The 18,890-nt window shown below is 63.9% G+C and carries 15 protein-coding genes; 2 read left to right on the top strand and 13 right to left on the bottom strand.

Features of this window, described 5'->3' with window-relative positions; translation table 11 throughout:
• Nucleotides 1–3: 3 nt before the first annotated feature.
• The 4 genes from NKI63_RS03945 to NKI63_RS03930 all read right to left on the bottom strand — a co-directional run bounded on the left by NKI63_RS03945 (nucleotide 4) and on the right by NKI63_RS03930 (nucleotide 4,524).
• On the bottom strand, nucleotides 4–768 hold the full coding sequence (locus tag NKI63_RS03945) for an SDR family oxidoreductase (protein WP_352505284.1): 765 nt from the start codon (nucleotides 766–768) through the stop codon (nucleotides 4–6).
• A 126-nt stretch (nucleotides 769–894) separates the two neighbouring features.
• Nucleotides 895–2,403 carry a sugar ABC transporter ATP-binding protein gene (locus NKI63_RS03940; protein WP_352505283.1) on the bottom strand — a complete coding sequence of 503 codons (1,509 nt, stop codon included), beginning with the start codon at nucleotides 2,401–2,403 and terminating at the stop codon, nucleotides 895–897.
• Between the two features lie 33 nt (nucleotides 2,404–2,436).
• Nucleotides 2,437–3,375 (bottom strand): sugar ABC transporter substrate-binding protein, encoded by a 939-nt coding sequence (locus tag NKI63_RS03935; RefSeq protein WP_254820381.1) that lies wholly within the window; start codon nucleotides 3,373–3,375, stop codon nucleotides 2,437–2,439.
• Nucleotides 3,376–3,540: 165 nt separating this feature from the next.
• Nucleotides 3,541–4,524 (bottom strand): ABC transporter permease, encoded by a 984-nt coding sequence (locus NKI63_RS03930; RefSeq protein ID WP_502900458.1) that lies wholly within the window; start codon nucleotides 4,522–4,524, stop codon nucleotides 3,541–3,543.
• Nucleotides 4,525–4,832: 308 nt separating this feature from the next.
• Between NKI63_RS03930 and NKI63_RS03925 the strand changes: the two genes are divergently transcribed.
• The gene (locus tag NKI63_RS03925; protein ID WP_352505281.1) at nucleotides 4,833–5,795 is read left to right on the top strand and encodes a sugar-binding transcriptional regulator; all 963 of its coding nucleotides are present in this window, start codon (nucleotides 4,833–4,835) and stop codon (nucleotides 5,793–5,795) included.
• Here NKI63_RS03925 and NKI63_RS03920 read toward each other — a convergent pair.
• The 7 genes from NKI63_RS03920 to NKI63_RS03890 form a co-directional block, all read right to left on the bottom strand.
• The gene (locus NKI63_RS03920; protein WP_352505280.1) at nucleotides 5,792–7,285 is read right to left on the bottom strand and encodes a xylulokinase; all 1,494 of its coding nucleotides are present in this window, start codon (nucleotides 7,283–7,285) and stop codon (nucleotides 5,792–5,794) included. The genes NKI63_RS03925 and NKI63_RS03920 overlap by 4 nt on opposite strands.
• A 20-nt stretch (nucleotides 7,286–7,305) precedes the next feature.
• The gene (locus NKI63_RS03915; RefSeq protein ID WP_254820384.1) at nucleotides 7,306–8,628 is read right to left on the bottom strand and encodes an NAD(P)H-dependent oxidoreductase; all 1,323 of its coding nucleotides are present in this window, start codon (nucleotides 8,626–8,628) and stop codon (nucleotides 7,306–7,308) included.
• A 214-nt stretch (nucleotides 8,629–8,842) separates the two neighbouring features.
• Nucleotides 8,843–9,949, bottom strand: coding sequence for a mandelate racemase/muconate lactonizing enzyme family protein (locus tag NKI63_RS03910; protein WP_352505279.1), 1,107 nt, complete (start codon nucleotides 9,947–9,949; stop codon nucleotides 8,843–8,845).
• Nucleotides 9,950–9,965: 16 nt separating this feature from the next.
• Nucleotides 9,966–10,724 (bottom strand): GntR family transcriptional regulator, encoded by a 759-nt coding sequence (locus NKI63_RS03905; RefSeq protein ID WP_352505278.1) that lies wholly within the window; start codon nucleotides 10,722–10,724, stop codon nucleotides 9,966–9,968.
• Nucleotides 10,725–11,006: 282 nt separating this feature from the next.
• Complete coding sequence (locus NKI63_RS03900) at nucleotides 11,007–12,161, bottom strand: efflux RND transporter periplasmic adaptor subunit (RefSeq protein WP_352505277.1); 1,155 nt, start codon at nucleotides 12,159–12,161, stop codon at nucleotides 11,007–11,009.
• A 16-nt stretch (nucleotides 12,162–12,177) separates the two neighbouring features.
• The gene (locus NKI63_RS03895; RefSeq protein ID WP_352505458.1) at nucleotides 12,178–15,357 is read right to left on the bottom strand and encodes an efflux RND transporter permease subunit; all 3,180 of its coding nucleotides are present in this window, start codon (nucleotides 15,355–15,357) and stop codon (nucleotides 12,178–12,180) included.
• On the bottom strand, nucleotides 15,351–15,626 hold the full coding sequence (locus tag NKI63_RS03890) for a hypothetical protein (RefSeq protein ID WP_352476600.1): 276 nt from the start codon (nucleotides 15,624–15,626) through the stop codon (nucleotides 15,351–15,353). The genes NKI63_RS03895 and NKI63_RS03890 overlap by 7 nt, the downstream gene beginning before the upstream one ends.
• Nucleotides 15,627–15,877: 251 nt before the next feature.
• Between NKI63_RS03890 and NKI63_RS03885 the strand changes: the two genes are divergently transcribed.
• Nucleotides 15,878–16,459, top strand: coding sequence for a TetR/AcrR family transcriptional regulator (locus NKI63_RS03885; RefSeq protein WP_031211029.1), 582 nt, complete (start codon nucleotides 15,878–15,880; stop codon nucleotides 16,457–16,459).
• A 553-nt stretch (nucleotides 16,460–17,012) separates the two neighbouring features.
• On the opposite strand, the gene NKI63_RS03880 is transcribed toward NKI63_RS03885, so the two are convergent.
• Together NKI63_RS03880 and NKI63_RS03875 are read right to left on the bottom strand one after the other, a co-directional pair.
• Nucleotides 17,013–18,035: a LacI family DNA-binding transcriptional regulator gene (locus tag NKI63_RS03880; RefSeq protein ID WP_352505276.1), complete on the bottom strand. Its 1,023-nt coding sequence runs from the start codon at nucleotides 18,033–18,035 to the stop codon at nucleotides 17,013–17,015.
• A 57-nt stretch (nucleotides 18,036–18,092) separates the two neighbouring features.
• On the bottom strand, nucleotides 18,093–18,887 hold the full coding sequence (locus tag NKI63_RS03875; protein ID WP_352505275.1) for an ATP-binding cassette domain-containing protein: 795 nt from the start codon (nucleotides 18,885–18,887) through the stop codon (nucleotides 18,093–18,095).
• Between the last annotated feature and the right edge of the window lie 3 nt (nucleotides 18,888–18,890).

Here is an 18,890-nt window from a genome sequence, read left to right as displayed (position 1 = left end):
CTCCTACCAGCAGACGAAGCCGCCATCGACGATCAGGTCGATGCCGGTGACGAAACTCGAGGCGCGGCTGGCCAGGAACACGGTCGGGCCGACCATTTCTTCCGGCGCCGCCATGCGGCCCATCGGCGTGTCGCGCTCGAAGATTTTGACCTGGTCGGCGACCTCAGGTCGCTTGTTCATCGGCGTCAGCGTGTAGCCGGGGCTGACGACATTGACGCGCAGGCCGCGATCGGCCCATTCCATGGCCAGGCTCTTCGACATGTGGATGACCGCGGCCTTCGACGAATTGTAATGCGCCTGGGTCAGGCCGCGATTGACGATCGAGCCCGACATCGAGGCGATGTTGATGATCGAGCCTTTGCGCCGCGTCAGCATGGCGCGGGCCTCGGCCTGGCAGGACAGGAACACGCCGCTGACATTGACGTCGTAGAGCTTCTGCCATTTCTCCAGCGACAGCGTCTCGGCCGGCTCAGCTCCGGCGACGCCGGCATTGTTGACGGCGACCGTCAGCGCGCCGAGTTCCTTCTCCGTACGCTCGATCGCGGCCGCAAGATCGGCCTCTGAAGTCACCGTGCCGTTCAGCACCAGCGCCTTGCGGCCAAGTGCCGTGATCCGGTGCGCGGTCTCCTCCAGCCCGCCTTTGGAGGCGTGGCCGAAGCAGGCTATGTCGGCGCCGGCCCCGGCCAAGCCGATGGCGATTGCTTGGCCGATGCCGCTGCCGGCGCCCGTAACAAGTGCCACGTCACCATGAAGTTCGAATAGTTTCATCGTCGGTCCCTCTGTTCCAACCGCCGTCCTCCGGAAATAAAGGGGCGCCAACTCTGTTGCTGGCGCCCCGCGCGGTCTGGTGCCCGGGAGGATACCACCTGCTGCGCTTTGTTTCGATGGGCCGTCCTAGCTCGTGGCGAGTTCCATCACGGCGACATTGCTCGCTTCGCTGCGGTCGAGAATGCCGCGTTGCCGGCCGCGGCTCAGCACCAGCACGCGATGCGACAGGCCGAGCACTTCCTCGAGATCGGAACTCACCACCACCACCGCCATGCCGGAACGGGCAAGGTCGGCGATGACATCATAGATCGCGGCGCGTGCACCGACGTCTATGCCGCGCGTCGGCTCGTCCAGGATGAACACCTTGGGCGGGCGCGACACCCATTTGGCGATGATCACCTTCTGCTGGTTGCCGCCGGAGAGCTTGCTGACCGCCTGGTTCGGCCGGCCCTTGACGCCGAGCCGGCGAATGCCGGCCTCGGCGAATTTCTGCACCGCCTTCGGGAACACCCAGCCATTCGGCGCGACATGGTCGAAATTGCCGATCGCCAGGTTCTCGCCGATCGTCTGATCGAGCACCACGCCTTGCGCCTTGCGGTCTTCCGGTACGAGAACGACGCCGGCCTTGATCCCCGCCGCCGGGCCATTGAGGTGCACCGGCTTGCCGGCGACGCGCACCGAACCCGATGAGATCGGATCGGCACCGGCGATCGCCCGCACCAGCTCCGTGCGTCCGGCGCCGATCAGCCCGGCAATGCCGAGGATTTCGCCGGCCCGCACTGAAAAGCTGACATTTTGAAAGCTGCGTTCCGGCGAGGACAGGTTCTCGACTTCGAGCAGCGTGTCGTTGCCCGGCGCCGATACCGTAGGGAACATCCGCTCGACGCTGCGGCCGACCATCTGCTCGACCACGGTGCGCACCGGAATGTCGGCGCGCTCGTGCCGGGCGACGATGCGCCCGTCGCGCATCACCACCACGCGGTCGGCGATTTGGGCGATCTCGTCCAGCCGGTGGCTAATATAGATGAAGGACATGCCTTCCGCCTTGAGCTTGCGGATTTGCTGGAACAGGAGCTCCGTTTCGTCGCCGCCAAGGGCGGCCGTCGGTTCGTCGAAGATCAGCAGCTCGGCATTGAGCGTCAGCGCCTTGGCGATTTCGACCTGCTGCTGGGCGGCGATACGCAGCGTGCGCACTTTGCGCTCGGGCGGGACATCGAGGCCGAGGCGCTTCAACTGGGCCGATGCCCGTGCATTCATTGCCGCGCGGTCGATGCGGCCGCCGCGCATCGGCAGGCGCCCCACATAGACGTTTTCGGCGACCGACAGATCGGGCAAGAGCTTCAGCTCCTGGTGGATCATGCCGATGCCGGCGTCGATCGCCGCGGCAGGATTGGCGGGGGAATAAGGGTTCCCCCGCCAGGTGATGGTGCCGGCATCGGGTTTCGTCGACCCGGCGATGATGTTCGAGACGGTCGACTTGCCGGCGCCGTTTTCGCCAAGCAGCGCCACGACCTCGCCCGGCCGCACCTCGAAGCTCGCATCGGCCAGGACCTGCACCGGCCCGTAGCTCTTGCAGAGGCCGCTGACGACGAGCCCGTTATGGGGGCTGTGCGTATGGCGAGGATCGGTGGACATCGTTGCGCTCGTTGACTGCCGGACTGGTCTCAATCAGGGATGCTTGGCGATGAACTGCTCGACATTGTCCTTGGTGGTCAAAGTCGCATCCTGCAGCTGTTCGGCGGGAATGGTCTCGCCGGCCACCAGCTTGATTGCCGCGTCGACGGCAAGCCGGCCCATGCCTTGCGTCTGCTGCGTTGCCGTCACGTCGAAGACGCCGTCCTTCAGTGCCTTGAGCGCCGCCACGTCGCCGTCGAAGCCGGCAACCCAGACCTTGTGGCCAGGATTGGCGACCTTTACCGCCTGCGCCGCACCGAGCGCCAGCGCGTCGGCCTGGCCGATGACGATCGACACATCCGGATGCGACTGCAACAGATCCTGCGTCAGCTTGAAGCCTTCGTCCTGGTGCCAGCCTTCGCTCCACAATTCGCCGACCACCTTGATGTCGGGATAGCCCTTCAACGCTTCGCCGCAGCCCTTCGAGCGATCGACCTCGGGCGTCGTACCCTTCTGGCCGTGGATGATGATCAACTCGCCCTTGCCGCCGGCCTGCTTGGCGATGTAGTCGCAAACCGCCTTGGCCGATGCCACGCTGTTGGTGGCGATGAATGTGTCGCCGGGTGCGCCGTCGGCGTTGCGATCGACATTGATCACTGGGATGCCGGCCGCCTTGGCCGTCTTGGTCGGCACGGTGGCGGCGGTGGCGCCGGCCGGAATGTAGATCAGCGCGTCGATGTTTTGCGTGATCAGGTCCTGCACTTGGCTGACCTGGGTCGCCGAATCGCCCTTGGCATCGACGGTAACGACCTCTATGCCCTTTTCCTTGCCGTAGGCTTCGACGGACTGCTTGATCTGGTTGAAGAAGTCGGCCTGCAGATTGGCGACGGCGAGGCCGAGCTTCTTGGCCTCCTTGGCCGAGGCCATATCGGACAGGCCAAGCAGCGGGATGACGGCCGCGGCGGCAAGCAGCAATGAACGTTTGGTCAGCATGTTTATTCCTCCGTTGATGTTCAATCTGTCCTGCCCGCGCATCGCGGCGCCCCTTGGCCGAACAACTCCCAGTTTCGGATCACCGATCCGTTTTCGCCCGAATATCAGGGCGAATCTCATTGAGCCCAATTCTTCATTGTGCCCATTCTTCATTGTGCCCATTCTTCATTGTGCTCGGCGCCGCCAGGTGTCGGTGGCCACCGCCAGCGCGATCACCACGCCGATAACCACTTGCTGGATGAAGGGCGAGACACCGAGCAGGTTCAGCCCGTTGCGCAGCACGCCGATGATGAGGACGCCGATGGCGGTGCCGCCGATCGAGCCGACGCCGCCCGACAGGCTGGCGCCGCCGATCACTACCGCCGCGATGGTGTCGAGTTCGTAGCCGAGGCCGGAGCTCGGCTGGACGGAATCGAGCCGCGCGGCAAGCACGATGCCGGCGAGGCCGGCCAGCACGGCGCAGATCGCATAGACCCAGTTCGTCAGCGACTTGACCGGTATGCCGGACAGCCGGGCGACTTCGGCACTGCCGCCGATTGCGTACAGGCTACGGCCGGTGGCGCGGTAGTTCAGGAAGATTGCGAAAATGACGGCAAGCACGATCATCAGCCCGACGGTGATCGAGAGGAAGCCAAAATGGCGGATGATCGACAGGCTGGTGAACCAGTCGGGAAAGCCGACGATCTGCGAGCCGTCGGTGATCATGTTGGCGAGACCGCGCGCCACCGACATCATCGCCAACGTGGCGATGAAGGGTGGCAGCTTGGTGATCGTGACCAGCAGGCCCGAAACCAGGCCGCAAAGACCGGCGACGACGAGGGCCGCGGCGATGCCGGCGGGCAGGCCGAGATTGAGATAGTCCGGATGGGCGACGAAGCCCATCACCATGGAAGCCAGTGCCAGCACCGAGCCGACGGACAGGTCGATGCCGCCGATCAGAATGATCAGCGTCATGCCGATCGCCATGATGCCGAGCACGGTGACCTGGTCGAGCACGTTGAGGATGTTGCGGATGGTCAGGAACGTGTCGGTAGTCAGCGAGAGCGCCAGGCACAGCAGAACCAGCCCGATCAGCGGACCCATGGTTCCGGCAAAGACAGCTGAAAACCTTGCGCCCGCCGTAGCCTGCGCGCCAGAGCCTGCCTTCAACTCGCCTGCCTTCAAATTGCTTGTGTCGTTGCTCACAGCCACTTTGTCTCCTCCACAGCAATCCGGCGCTGCATCACCGCGCCACTTTGCTCACCAGGCTCCTCCCTGTGAACAATTTATCTTTAACATGCAATTTTGTTCAGCTAAACTGTTCGTGGGAAAATTGTCAAGGCCTGCCGCTTCATTCGAGGACGGGTTTGCGCTGTCCGCCGGTTTGGCTTACGCAAGGTCTCCGAAATCTTGGGCATTTCGAAGTCGCCGCATTGGAATTTCATGAGCAGAGCCGGCGGCTGCGGCAAGGCAAACAGATGACGATCGTGGAGAACGAAAGAGCCTCGCGCTTCCCCGACGCCGAACTCAAGGCCCGCGCCGCTTGGCACTATTACGTCGAGGGTCTTACACAGGAACGGATTTCCGAAATTCTCGGCGTCGGCCGCATCAAGGTGCATCGCATTCTCTCCGCCGCCCGCGAAGAGGGGGTCGTCCAGTTTCGCATCCGTGACAGCGTCGTCGAATGCGTGATTTTGGAGGAAAGCCTGAAGCAGCGGTTCGGGCTCAGCCAGGCCGTGGTCGTGCCGTCGGCAGCCGACCGAAGCAATGCGCCGCTGATGATCGGCCACGCCGCTGCCGCCTACCTGGCCGACCATGTGAATGCCGGCGATGTCATCGCGCTGGGCTGGGGGCGGACACTGAAATTCGCCATCAATGAATTGCCACGGCGGCCCATCGCCAGGACGACGGTGGTTTCGATGCTTGGCGGCCTCACCCATGCCCAGCCGCTCAACCCGACAGAAAGCGCCTGGGATTTCGCCGAAAAGATCGGTGCGGAATGCTTCCTGCTGCCGGTGCCGGTCTATGCCGACAGGCCGGAGCAGCGCGACGCCTTCATGAGCCAGCGCAGCGTTCAGGACGTCGTCTTCCGCGCACGCCGGGCAAACATCGCCGTGCTCAGCGTCGGCTCGTTTTCCAACGACAGCCCGATCGCCAATTATGGCTTCATCAAGCCAAGCGAACTGGAGGAATTGCAGGCGGCCGGTGCCGTCGGCGATATTCTGTGTCATTTCATCGACGCCAAGGGCCGCCCGGTCGACCACGAGGTCAACCGCCGCGTCTGCGCCTATCCGCTGCAGGATCTGTCGGATATCCCGAGCATCATCCTGGTGTCGGGAGGCAGCGAGAAGGTTGCGGTGATGCGGGCTGCGCTCGCCAACACCAAGGTATCGGTTCTGATTACCGACGAAGACGCGGCAAAGGGGCTGCTCAACCGCTAGATTTCGCGGAGAGCGCCGAGGCGGGCGTGGATATCGCGCGTCGCCTGGTAAAGGTCGCGGTAGATTGCCTTGCGGTCGCGATAGGCGGCGACAAGCCCGTCGACAGGATCGACATGCCTGGCGGGAGCGGCAGCCATTGCCTGCGCGGCGGCTTCCGGCGAGGCAAACCAGCCGACAGCCGCTGCCGCCAGCATGGCAGCGCCGAGCGCGGCGGCTTCGTTGACCGGCGAGACCGAGAGCGGCCGCTCGAGCACGCTTGCCATGATCTGCATGAGCAGCGCGCAATTGGTGCCGCCGCCCGCGGCAATCATCGCCGCCGGTCCGCCCGCCCGGGCTTCCATGGCCTCGGTGGCGACGGCCTGCTCGAACGCGATGCCTTCCAGGACAGCGCGGAAGAGATGCTCCGGCCGGTGGTCGAGCGACAGGCCGACAATGGCGCCGCGCGCCGCACCGTCCCAATAGGGGCTCATGACGCCGGCCCAATAGGGCATGATGAGCAGGCCCTCGCTGCCCGCGGCAACATCCAGCGCAGCCTTCTCCAGCGCTGCCACCGACGGCGAACCGGTCGTGCGAACGATCCAGTCGACCAGCTGCATGCCCGAGCGCAGCACGGTCTCGAGCATGAAACCGGAGCCGGTCGGCGAGACCAGCGTTCGAAAAGCGTCCGAGGTTTTCACCTTGCCGGAATAGCAGCCGCTGACCACGCCGGAGCCGAGCGAGAGATAGCTCTTGCCCTCGCCGTAGACGCCCATGCCAAGGCCCATAGCTTGGCCGTCACCGGCGCCGGCAACAACCGGCGTGCCGGCCTTCAGGCCGGTCAGCTGCGCTATGCTTGCGGAAAGATTGCCGCAGACCACGCCCGGCGCGACCAGCTCGGGCAATTGCTCCAGTTGCAGCCCCGCCGCCGCAACGAGCTCTGGACGCCAAGTGCCCTTCTCGACGTCGAGCAGCCCGAGCGGATCCGCACTTGCGGTGCTGGTGACCAATCGCCCGGTCAGCCGCTGGACGAAGAATCCATGCACGTCGACCAGCGCCGCTGCTTGGCGAAGCACTTGAGGCTGGTGCTCGGTAAGCCAGGCGACGGCGTAGAGTGCCGGCGTCGGGTCCGGCGGCTTGCCGCTCCAGTCGCGGATCGCCTCGCGGCCGAGTTCGGCCGAAAGCCTGATAACCTGCGGACGGGCGCGTTCGTCCAGCCACAGGATCGCCGGGATGAGTGCTTTGCCGGCGCTGTCCACCAGCGTGAAGGTCTCGCGCTGATGAGCGATGCAGATCGCCGCCACCCGCGCAGCGCCGACCGCCTCGGTGACCTGCTTCAATGCGCCAAGCAGCGCCGTCCACCAATGTTCGGCGTCCTGCTCGAAATGGCCGGGCTTCGGATTTGAAAGCGGGTACGGCTCGCGCGCCTGGAACAGCTCCTCGCCGTCGCGCGAGAAGGCAATTGCCTTCACGGCCGTGGTCGAGGCGTCGATCCCGATTACGACATCTTCCATCAGGCGGAGATCCGGCGGGGTCAGGCCGCGTTGGTGGCGAACCGTCCGTCTGACTGGTCGAGACGGCGGCGGATCTGGGTTATCACCATCGAATCGTCGGGTACACAATTTTCATAGGTCAGGAAGTCGCCGGTCTTGAGCGGCTTGACCACCTTGGCGCGTTCAGCAAGGCCGAGCGGCAGGGCGCCGCGGGCGCGCGCATCCTCCCAGGTCATGGCGAAGCCACGATAGTCGTTCTCGCCGATCATGCCGAGAGATTGGCCAACGCCGAGATCGCTCTTGGCAACCGCCACCGCCTCGGCGACCGGATGGTCGAGCGGCTCCATGTCGGCACGCTTGTAGACGACCGCGCGCGCCGCCGACAGCGGCACTTCCAGGCTGGTCAGATGATAGGGCCGGAAGATCGTGAAATAGGGGCCTTGGCCGACCTTGAGGTCGATCATGCGCTCCAGCACACGCGGATGCCGGGTCTCGATGATGCAGAACACGCCGGGCGCCACACCCTTGCCGATCGAGTAATCGACAACGCCCTTGCGGTGCAGCACGCCGCCATCCTCGCGCGGGCAAAGCACGCTTGCCAGCTCCTCCAGCGTCGCGGTCGGGCCGTGCATGCCCGGCACATCGGGCACCAGGCCGGTCGCATTGGCGATTGCCACCATTTCGATCGCCGTCTTCGAGCCGTCGACGAATTCGACCAGCATGCGCGCATTCATGTTGCGCTCGGCCGCCTCCTTCTCGTAGTCGGCCGGCATGGCGTCGATCTTCAGCGGATTGTTCTTGCCCTTGCCGGCGGCGATGATGTTGAAGCCGAGGCTTTTAGCAAAGCCGATGATCTCCAGCGTGCAGGCGGGCTCGTCGCCGGCGGCACCGGTATAGACGACGCCGGCCTTGCGTGCCTCCTCCTTCAGGAAGCGGCCGATGGTGATGTCGGCCTCGACATTGAGCATTACGATATGCTTGCCGTTCTTCATTACTTCGAGCGCAAACAGCGTGCCGATATTGGGATTGCCCGTTGCGTCGATGATGACGTCGATCCGGCCGGCCGCCGCCAGCGCATGCAAATCTTCGGTCACCGCGATCTTGCCCGCCTCGATGGCGCGGTCGATCGCCGCGGCATTGCCGGCCTGAACGATGTCGGAATGGTCATGGCCAGCGAGCAGCGCCGCGTCGATCGCTGCCTGCGGCCTGACTTCAGAAATGGCGCCGATCCGCATGCCCGGCATCAGCGCGACCTGGACGACGATGTCGGTGCCCATCTGCCCGGCGCCGGCAAGCCCGATGGTGATCGGCCCCTGCTGTTCAGCGCGCTGCAGAAGTTCCGCTGCAAATTGCGGATGGGACATGTCGCTTCCTCCAGTTCCTGACGCGCCGCAGCGTCCAAATCAACGTTTTGAACATTTCTATTTGCAAATGAAAAATATTTCAACCGGCAATTGGGCATTGCCGCTCTGCAATCGGTCGAAGACGATTGGATGAGCGGTCAATCCACACGGCCGTGCCTCCGCAGTCAGAAGGACGCGGCATATTCAGGTTGATTCGGTGCAGCCTTATTGCAGTTCAGCTGCCGATTTCGAAGAAGGGCGCACCGAGCAGGCCGGGAACGACATCGATGCCGAGGCCCGGCCCATCCGGAATGCCCATACGGCTTCCCGAAACCGGCGGCATGTTGGATGCGGTGCGCACCGTCACCCATTCGTGAAAGGCGATGGCGTGCAGCCGGCGCTCCTCCGGCGTCGACAGCGACAGATGCGCCATGGCCGATGTGTCGATCTCGGCGCCGCCAGTGTCCTCGACCGTGATCATGAAGCCGAGGTCGACGGCAAGGTCGCGGATCTGGCGCGTTTTGGTGACGCCGCCAAGGCGTGAGATCTTCAGCGTCAGCCCGTCGGCGGCCCCCTTGCGATGGATGTCGAGCATATCGTCCAGCGAGGCGACGGATTCATCGAGCACCATCGGCTTGTCGAGCGAGCGGCGCACCGACAGGCATTCGTCGATCGTCGTGCAGGGCTGCTCGAACGTGTAGTCGATGTTGCGCGTCGCATCGGCGAACTGGCGCGCCTGGTAAGGCGTCCAGCCGGCATTGGCGTCGCAGAAGATGACGGTGCCCTTCGGCACGGCGGCGGCGACGGCTGTGACGCGTTCGATGTCGTCATGGACGTTGCCGCCGACCTTGACTTGCAGCCGATGAAAACCGTCGTTGACGATGCGCTTGGCGAGTGCGGCCATCGCGTCGACGGTGCCGTGGGTGACGACCCTGTAGAGTTCGGCCGTCTCGCTCTCGCGTCCGCCAAGCAGCGTGACCAGCGGCACGTCGGCGGCGCGCGCCGCGAGATCCGAGCATGCCATGTCGAGCGCCGACTTGATGTAGGGATGGCCCTTGAACACCGTATCCATCAGCCTGTTGATACTGGCAAGCCCGCGTGGGTCATGGCCGATGAGATGCGGCGCGATCTCGACGACGCCGGCGCGCGTGCCGGCGGCGAAGGCAGGCGAATAGAAGTTGCCGAGCGGCGCCATCTCGCCCCAGCCGGTGAGCCCGCTATCGGTGGTGACGGCGACGATCACCGCGTCGAACGCATCGGCGACGCGCCCCTTGGACATGCGGTAAGGCCCGTCAACGAAGGGCTGGACGACATGGTAGGCCTTGATGGTTTTGATCTGCACGTTTTCTGTCCGTTGCCTATTTTCCGGGATGACCACCAGAATTGTCTGGCTCAACGGCCTTTAGGCGGCCGGTACGATTGGCGTCGGCGCCCTTTGAGCCCCGTTGTTCCAGCCCGCGCGCATAGGCGAGCAATGCCTCGAAATCGAAATCGATGTGCTCCTTGGCGTGGCGCTGGGCAGCGCGCATGTCGCTGCCCTTGAGCAGCCGCACATAGGTCTCGTGAGCATCTTCGGCAGGCACCGGCTCGTTGCGCGCCCGCTGGTGCAGCGCGAAATACATCTGCAGCCGGCTGGTCAGCCGCTGCCAGGTTTCCAGGAGCACCGAATTATCGGCCCATTCATGGATCAGGCCATGCAGTTGCAGCGCCGTTTCGATCTGCCGCGTCGTGTCCAGTTCGCGCGTCGCCTGCTTCACCGCCGCATGGCGCCGGTCCAGCTCGTCGAAGAAGCGCTGGTCGCGAAGCGGCCAGGTCCGCGCGATGGCGAATTCGTCGAGCACCTTGTTGAGCGAATAGACATCGTCGATATCCTTCGCGGTAACGTCGATGACGAAGGTTCCGGCGTAGGGGATGCTGGTCAGGATGCCTTCCTGCACCAATTCGCGCATCGCCTCGCGCAGCGGCGCGCGGCTCACCCGCATCTGCTCGGAAATCCTGAGTTCGTTGAGTTTCTGCCCCGGTTCCAACTGGCCGGTCAGGATCGCCCGCCGGAGCAGCGCCACGATCTCGGCGCGTCTTGTGGTGTCGGCGATCGGACTGAAATCCAGCGTTGCCATTCCGGCTGCTCCAGCAAACCGAAAGGAAAAACAGATTGTCGACAATCTTACAAGAGGCGGGTCGTGGATTTCTTGACTTCCGCTTGGCCGGCGGCTTGCGGCGCAGGCAAGGCCGTCAGGCCGCACGGCCGCAAAAACCGACCCCGCTGAACATCACGCCGGCTTCTCGAAGCCGGCGTATGTAGCGCTTTCCCCAAGGAATTGCGTAAAACGAAACATAGCAAAACGGCGCCCTTGGCGTGGGAGCCGAGGGCGCCGCGGGACCGGACCTGATGGGGGTTATCAGGTGGCCGGTTTCTCGGGCAGCGGCGAGACCGGCATTCCCGGGCCGATCTTCTGCAGATTGCCGGTAATGACCCGGTCGCCTTCGGCCACACCGCTCAAGATGGCGACCTGATCGCCATTGGTCGGTCCGAGCGAAACGATACGCTGGTCGACCGTGTTGTCCTTGCCGACGACATAGAGGTATTTGCCGAGCTGGCCTGAGCCGAGTGCCGTCTGCGGTACCATCAGCGCATCGGGCTGCTCTTTGACGTGCAGCCGGACGCGAACATATTGGCCGGGGAGCAGCGTGAACTTGGCGTTGCCGATCGTCGCACGTGCCGTGATCGTGCCGGTCGAGCGATCGATCGTGTTGTCTACGAAGGTAAGATCGCCCTTCTGGCGCGGTTCCGTTTCACCGGGAAGCAGGACGTCGACGCTGATCGGTCCTGCGGCCCGGGCTTCCTCGATCTGTGTCAGGTCCGTTTCGCTCGGATTGAAGGTGACGTAGATCGGATCGAGCTGCACCAGCGAATTGAGCACCGTGCCGGCAACGCTGACCAGCGTTCCAACGGATGCTTGGCTGCGTCCGATGCGTCCCGCGAACGGGGCGCGGATTTCGGTATAGCTCAAATTGAGCTCGGCGGTCCGCAAGGCGGCCTGGTTCACGGCGAGCGAGGCCTGAGCCTCACGCAAGGTGCTGGTGCGCTGGTCGAACACGTCCTTGGCGAGATAGCCGCTTTTGGCGAGCTCGCTGCCGCGCCCGAGATTGGAGCGCGCATAGTCGAGTGTTGCCGTGTCGCGTTGGATAAGCGCCTTCGCCTGCTCAAGGGCAGCCTGGAAATCCTCAGGGGCGATCTTGTAGAGAAGGTCGCCCTTCGCAACGTCACTGCCGTCGATGGCGACCTGCTCCTGCAGGTAGCCCGGCACGCGCGCCTGCAGCGTGATGCTGCGGATCGGCTCCACCCGGGCGGCGTAGTCGAGATAGATCGGGATCGTCTTCTTGACGACGCTCACCACCGGCACCGGCATGACGAAGGCTTCCGGCTTGGGTGTTGCCGCCCCGGCTGTGCCGGCGTTGAGGCTGAGGCTGCCCATGTCGAGCAGGTGAACGCTCGCCACCGAAATCGCCCCAAGGGCGACGGCCGTTCCCAGCGCGATTTTCCATTTACGCATGATCAATTCTCCAGTCCTATTCAGCCGCTTCGGCCAGGGGCTCGAAGGCGGGTTCGGCAGTTGGTTGTTCGGTCGCTTCGGAAACCGGTTCGCTCTCGCTGCGGCGCTCGCGCAGCTGCTCGATCACCGCATAGAAGACCGGCACGAACACCAGCGACAGGATCGTCGCCGCGACCATGCCGCCAAAGACGGTGGTGCCGATCGACTGCCGGCTTGCGGCACCCGCACCTGTGGCGAACATCAGCGGCAGCACGCCGAGGATGAAGGCGAAGGCGGTCATCAGGATCGGTCGCAGCCGAAGCCGCGCCGCTTCCATTGCGGCGTCGACGATGCTGAGGCCTTCTTCGCGCCGGCGCCGGGCAAACTCCACGATCAGAATCGCGTTCTTGGCCGCCAGTCCGATCAGCATGACGAAGCCGATCTGCGAATAGACGTCGATCTGCATGCCGCGCAGCCACAGCACGACGAACGCACCGAACAATGCGAGCGGCACCGCCAGCAGCACCATGAACGGCATCGCCCAGCTCTCATACTGCGCGGCGAGGATCAGGAAGACAAAGACGATTGCAAGGCCGAAGACGACGGATGCGATCGATCCTGCCTTGAGCTCCTGATAGGTGATGCCGGTCCATTCGTAGCCGAAATCTCTCGGCAATGCCGTGGCAGCGGCACGCTCCATTGCCGCCACCGCCTGGCCGGACGAAAAGCCGGGGGCGGCGCCGCCATTGATCAGCGCCGACGCATTGTTGTTGTAATGCGGCACGGTCTCGGGGCCGACGATCGGCACAAGCTTGCCCAACGTGCTCAACGGCACCATGCCACCCGACGCATTGCGGACATAGAGCCGCGATATGTCGGCCGGACCGGCGCGAGAGTCCTTGTCGGCCTGGATCGTCACCCGGAAGGTGCGGCCGAACAGGTTGAAATCGTTCACATAGAGCGAGCCGAGATAGATCTGCAGCGTGTTGAAGACGTCCGGCAGGTTGAGCCCGAGCAGCTTCGCCTTGGCGCGATCGAGATCGTAGTTGAACTGTGGCGTCGAGGTCGAGAACGACGAGAACAATTGCTGCGGGTTGAGCTCCGGCTGCTTGCGCGCCTCGGCAATCACGGCTTGCGTCGCATCGTTGAGCGCCACGCTGCCGCGGCCGGTCAGGTCCTCGACCTGGAACTCGAAGCCACCAGTGGTGCCGATGCCCGGGATCGACGGCGGGTCGAAGCTCAGCGCAAAAGCCTCCGGAATTTGCAGCAGCTTGTTGCGCACCTCGGCGACGAGCTTCGAGGCGCTCTGGTCGGGGCCGCGTTCGTCCCATGGCTTCAGGATCGCGAATTCGACCGCCGAATTCGACTGCGCGGCACTGGTCAGGAAATTCAAGCCGCTGATCGAGCCGACGATGTCGACGCCGGGCGTGTTTTGCAGGATGTCGCGCGCCTTTTTCGCCACTGCATCGGTGCGTTCCAGCGAGGCCCCGTCGGGGAGCTGGATGACGACGAAGAAATAGCCCTGGTCCTCGACCGGAAGGAAGGTCGACGGCAGGCGCTGCCAGACGAAATAGGTCGCGACAAGTCCGGCCGCGAACACGCCGAGCATGATCCAGCGCAGGCGGATGAGAATGCGTACGCCATTCGCATAGGCATGCGCCAGCCGTTCGAAGCCTGTGTTGAACCAGCGGAACAGCACGAACTGGGTTTCCGGCCGGTGGCGCAGGAAGGCGGCGCTGAGCGACGGGGTAAGCGTCAGCGAGACGAAGGCCGAGATGCCGAAGGAGATCGCGACGGTCAGGGCGAACTGGTTGTAGAGTCGGCCGGACACGCCGGGAATGAAGGCGACCGGCACGAACACGGCCATCAGCACGGCGGTCGTGGCGATGATCGGGCCCGTGACCTCGGCCATCGCCGTGCGCGTGGCAGCCAGAGGTTTGAGGCCGGCCTCAAGTTGGCGTTCGACATTCTCGACGACGACGATGGCGTCGTCGACGACGAGGCCGATCGCCAGCACCATGCCGAGCAGGCTGAGCATGTTCAGCGAGAAGCCAAGCATATGCATGACGGCCAGCGTCGTTACCAGCGACACCGGAATTGCGATCGTCGGGATGATCGTGGTGCGCCAGCTTTGCAGGAAGATGAACACCACGGCGACGACCAGGACCAGCGCTTCGCCGAGCGTGATCAGCACGTCGTGCATTGAGGCCGAAACGAAACGTGTCGTATCGTAATGCATGGCGTAGCTGACGCCCTTCGGGAAACGGGCCGACAGCTCCTGCATCTTGTCCTTGACGCGCTGCTGCAGATCGAGCGCGTTGGAGCCCGGCATCTGGTAGACCGCGAGCACCACCGTCGGGTCCTTGCCGAAGAAGGCCGACGACGAATATTGCAGCGCACCGAGTTCGATGCGGGCAACGTCGCGCAGCCTGACCAGCGAGCCGTTGGCGGTATTGGCCCGTACGACGATGTCGCCGAACTCCTTGGGATCGCTCAGCCTGCCGACGGCGTTGACCTGCATCTCGAAGGCAGTGCCGGCCGGAGCCGGTGATTGCCCGATCTTGCCGGCCGCCACCTGGACGTTCTGCTCGGCGACGGCGTTCTGCACGTCGACGGCAGTAATGCCGAGATTGGCGAGCTTGTCGGGGTCGAGCCAAATGCGCATCGAATAGCGCCGCTCGCCGAAGATCTGCACGTCGCCGACGCCGGGCAGGCGCTTCAGCGGATCGACCACCTGCAGATAGGCGAGATTGCTCAGCGCGACCGGATTGACGGAACCGTCCGGCGAGGTGAGGTCGACGATCAGGACGAAGTTCGGGTTCTGCTTCTTGATCGTCACGCCGCCCTGATTGACGATGGCCGGCAACGAGGAAGCCGCCTGCGAAACGCGGTTCTGGACGTCGACGGCCGCCGTGCTCAGATCGTAGCCGACGTCGAAGGTGATGGTGATCGTCGACGAGCCGTCATTGGAGCTCGACGACGACATATAGATCATGCCTTGGACGCCGTTGATCTGCTGTTCGAGCGGTGTCGTCACCGTGTCGGCGACGACCTGCGCGCTGGCGCCCGGGTAGTGAGCGCTGACCACGACCTGGGGCGGCGTGATGTCGGGAAATTGCGAGACCGGCAGAAGAAAATAAGAGATTCCCCCGGCGAGCACCATGATGATGGCGATCGCCGACGCAAAGATCGGACGATGGATGAAGAAGTTTACCATGAGATGCATGCCTCGCCCGATGCTCTGGCCCGGCCGAAGGCCTTGGCCACCCTGGACAGCCGCCGGCTGCGCGTTGAGCCGGAATCTTCGAGAAAGCCGAAATCTTGCAGGGGACGACGCGGCGCATTGCGGCGCTCGGCCTGCTCGTCCGCCAGCGCACGCAGCATCGCCTCGAAAGACCGCGGGTCGACGCGGTCGGCTTTCATCAGCATGCGGATCATCGGATCCCTCACGACTTCATCGATCGTCAGATCATTGCGCTGCGACATCGAAGCGGCTCCTGGTTTTGACGATCCGCGGCAAGCCGCGGATCTGGTGTTCTCTTGCTCGCCGGCCGAGGCCGTGAGGTGCGGTTCGTCCCCTTGCCGATCGGGGCGGGGCTGATGACCGGCACTTGCGAATTTGACATAATGCAATGCGGGTGTTACAGGTAAGTAACATCTCTAACGTTACAGACCGGTAACACCCTAGTCAAGAGGTGCACCGAGGGAATTTCGGAAACGCAATCACGGAGGTTTTGATGACAGACGGTGTTGTGGAGCGTGTTCGCCCCCGGGACAGGATCCTGGAGACGGCACGGGACATGTTTCACAAGCATGGCATTCGCGGCGTCGGCATCGACGCCATCACCGAGGCCGCCGGCACCAACAAGATGACGCTCTACCGGCATTTCGAGTCCAAGGACGACCTGATCATCGAATGTCTGCGGGCGACCGCCTGCAGCGCCAACGCGATGTGGGAGAAGTTCGAGGCGGAGAATCCGGGCGACAAGCTGGCGCAGCTGCACGCCTGGGTCCGGATGGCGGCCGATTGCCTGATGTCGGATCGCCGCGGTTGCGACATGGCCAACGCCGCCATCGAGCTGAGCGAGGCCGATCATCCGGCAAGGCAAGTGATCAAGGAACTCAAGGAAGCGCAGCGCGAGCGTCTGGTCTCGCTGTGTCGCGATGCGGGTATCGGACAGGCCGAGCTTCTCGCCGATACGCTGTCGCTTCTGCTCGAGGGCGCCCGCGTCAGCCTGCAAAGCGTCGGCGCCGAGGGCCCGAGCGCGCAGTTCGTCCGCATGGCGGAAGGCCTGATCACTTCTTTCAGGGCCAGATAATCTCGCAAGCGGCGAAACGATCCGCGGCGTTTCGATTGCGCGCCGTGCCGCCGCGTGATGTCTCGTCCCATCGCGATGTGCCATCTCGCGTCTCCCTTGCCGATCCTCCGCAGCAGCATTGCTGGCGCGGCGTTGTTTGCTGGTCGCGAGGCAGGATAGGGCCGCTGGCGAACCGGTGAGAGTGACAAGTGTGACAGGATTCCGCCCCGATAAGCCGCGGCAGTCGCAGCGAAGCTCATCGATCCGCGGATCAGCAATCGTGTGCGGTGCCAGTCACGATCCCAGCATCGCCCGCTATCCCGGCGCCGGAACAAAAAAAGCCCGCTGCCGGGAGGAGGTGGCAGCGGGCTCGATTTCGAATACGGCACGGGAGGAGGTGTACCGCACTCAGCGTCGGCATCGCATCTGGGAGGAGTAGATGGCCGACACCTGCGAAACTATCAATTGCCCAATGATTCGGCAACCAAAAAAGTTGCATAGGTGATGTGCAGATTTGCGGTATCAACCGAATCTTAACGATCGAGGCCCGAGCGACCATCGCCCCCGCACGACATCACTGCACCGGGACATTTTCCTTGAAGATCAGGCGCGGCTCGATGAATTTCCGCGTCAGATAGGGCGCCGACGAGGCGATCGAGCCGAGCAGGCGAATGACCGACTGTTCGGCGATCAGCCGCGCATTCTGGTCGATGACGACGTCGAGCAGATCGTCGACCAGATAGCCGCGCGTCTCGCGCGTCAGGTCATGGCAGATGAACACCGGCTTCGTCCGCGGCCTGGCTTCGAGCAATGCTTTTGCCACGCCCGAGCGCCCGGCGCCGATACAGTAGATGCCGAGCAGCTCCGGCTCGTTGTGCAGCGCCTTCATGGTCGCGGTATAACTGACCTCCGGCTCGTCGTTGATCTCGACGGCGCTGGTGACGGTCAGATTGGGGAACTCCTCGCCGAGCACTGAGCGAAAGCCCATTTCGCGTTCCTCGTGGCCGCGATAGGAACGTGAGCCGACCACCATCGCCAGATGGCCCTGGCGGCCGCCGAGGAACCGTCCCATCAGCAGCGCCGCGGTGCGGCCGGCCACTCTGTTGTCGATGCCCACATAAGCTGAGCGCGGCGCGCCGGGAACGTCGGACACCAGCGTGACCAGGCGGATGCCGGCCTCGACGATCTCGCGCAAGATGTTGCGCGTTCTCGGATGGTCGATGGCGATGACGCCGACACCGTTCGCCTTGAGAGAGAGGTTTTCGACGGCCGTCTGCAAGGCACTCGGCGAGATGCCGGCGAGCTTGTGGATGCGGCAGGAGGCGACCAGCGGCAGGCGCGCCGCATAATCCTCGATGTGCCTGGCCAGATCGGCCATGAAGGCATTGCTGCCCATCGGCAGGAAGAATTCGAGATGTGCCGGCCGCGAGGGCAACGCGACCTGGTCGACGACCGGCAGATAGCCGAGCTGCTTGGCCGCCTCCATCACGCGCTGCCGGTTGGCGGCACTCGCCCCCGGCCGGTTGTTGAGCACACGGTCGACCGTCGCGGTCGACAGGCCGCAGCTCCTGGCAATATCCGAAACGGTGGCTTTCATGTCGCAACCATGTGGCGATGCGATCCAGTGCCTCGACGATAAGCCCGGCCCGGCTGCTCACCCGGGCCGTTGCGTGCCCTCGGCCAGCGCGTCACGGATCTCCTTGTCCGACATGCCGGTGATGACGCGCTCGACTTCGGCGACGCTGGTCTTCTTCGGGTCGATATCGTCGGCGACCACCTTGCCGCGGCGCATGACGACGATGCGGTCGACCACCTGGAAGACATGATGGATGTTGTGGGCGATGAAGATGCAGGAATGGCCGGAATCGCGGGCACTGCGCACGAAGCTCAGCACCCCTTGCGTTTCGGCGACGCCGAGATTGTTGGTCGGCTCGTCTAGGATGATAAGGTCGCTGTCGAAATGCATGGCGCGCGCAATCGCCACCGCCTGCCGCTCGCCGCCGGAGAGTGAGCCGATCGGCGTCGTCGGCGGGATGTTCTTCGAGATGCCGACCTGCTTGAGCAGGTCACGGGCAACCACGTTCATCGCCTCCTGGTCCATGCGGTTGAGGAAACGCGGCGGCTTGATCGGCTCGCGTCCGAGGAACAGGTTACGGGCGATCGACAGCTGCGTCACCAACGCGGAATCCTGGTAGATCGTCTCGATGCCATGGGCGATGGCGTCGCTGGTACTGCGCAAATTCACCTTCTTGCCGCCGATAAAGATGTCGCCGCTGGTCAGCGGGACCGCGCCCGACAGCACTTTGATCAGCGTCGACTTGCCGGCGCCGTTGTCGCCGAGCAGTCCGACGATCTCTCTTTCGTTGACATGGAAATTGGCATCAACCAGCGCCTGCACGCGCCCATAGGACTTGCGGATATTTTCCATGCGGACAAGCGGTTCGGCCATGGT

This window comes from Mesorhizobium sp. M0410, from assembly GCF_040321435.1.
GTDB lineage: Bacteria > Pseudomonadota > Alphaproteobacteria > Rhizobiales > Rhizobiaceae > Mesorhizobium.
Note: the sequence above shows the minus strand (reverse complement) of the source record. Positions and strands in the feature narration are given on the sequence as shown.

What these genes read in the sequence shown, in the direction of transcription:
- NKI63_RS03945 (WP_352505284.1), bottom strand. Translation starts at nt 768, where the DNA reads ATGAAACTATTCGAACTTCATGGTGACGTGGCACTTGTTACGGGCGCC.
- NKI63_RS03940 (WP_352505283.1), bottom strand. Translation starts at nt 2,403, where the DNA reads ATGTCCACCGATCCTCGCCATACGCACAGCCCCCATAACGGGCTCGTC.
- NKI63_RS03935 (WP_254820381.1), bottom strand. Translation starts at nt 3,375, where the DNA reads ATGCTGACCAAACGTTCATTGCTGCTTGCCGCCGCGGCCGTCATCCCG.
- NKI63_RS03925 (WP_352505281.1), top strand. Translation starts at nt 4,833, where the DNA reads ATGACGATCGTGGAGAACGAAAGAGCCTCGCGCTTCCCCGACGCCGAA.
- NKI63_RS03920 (WP_352505280.1), bottom strand. Translation starts at nt 7,285, where the DNA reads ATGGAAGATGTCGTAATCGGGATCGACGCCTCGACCACGGCCGTGAAG.
- NKI63_RS03915 (WP_254820384.1), bottom strand. Translation starts at nt 8,628, where the DNA reads ATGTCCCATCCGCAATTTGCAGCGGAACTTCTGCAGCGCGCTGAACAG.
- NKI63_RS03905 (WP_352505278.1), bottom strand. Translation starts at nt 10,724, where the DNA reads ATGGCAACGCTGGATTTCAGTCCGATCGCCGACACCACAAGACGCGCC.
- NKI63_RS03900 (WP_352505277.1), bottom strand. Translation starts at nt 12,161, where the DNA reads ATGCGTAAATGGAAAATCGCGCTGGGAACGGCCGTCGCCCTTGGGGCG.
- NKI63_RS03895 (WP_352505458.1), bottom strand. Translation starts at nt 15,357, where the DNA reads ATGGTAAACTTCTTCATCCATCGTCCGATCTTTGCGTCGGCGATCGCC.
- NKI63_RS03890 (WP_352476600.1), bottom strand. Translation starts at nt 15,626, where the DNA reads ATGTCGCAGCGCAATGATCTGACGATCGATGAAGTCGTGAGGGATCCG.
- NKI63_RS03885 (WP_031211029.1), top strand. Translation starts at nt 15,878, where the DNA reads ATGACAGACGGTGTTGTGGAGCGTGTTCGCCCCCGGGACAGGATCCTG.
- NKI63_RS03880 (WP_352505276.1), bottom strand. Translation starts at nt 18,035, where the DNA reads ATGAAAGCCACCGTTTCGGATATTGCCAGGAGCTGCGGCCTGTCGACC.
- NKI63_RS03875 (WP_352505275.1), bottom strand. Translation starts at nt 18,887, where the DNA reads ATGGCCGAACCGCTTGTCCGCATGGAAAATATCCGCAAGTCCTATGGG.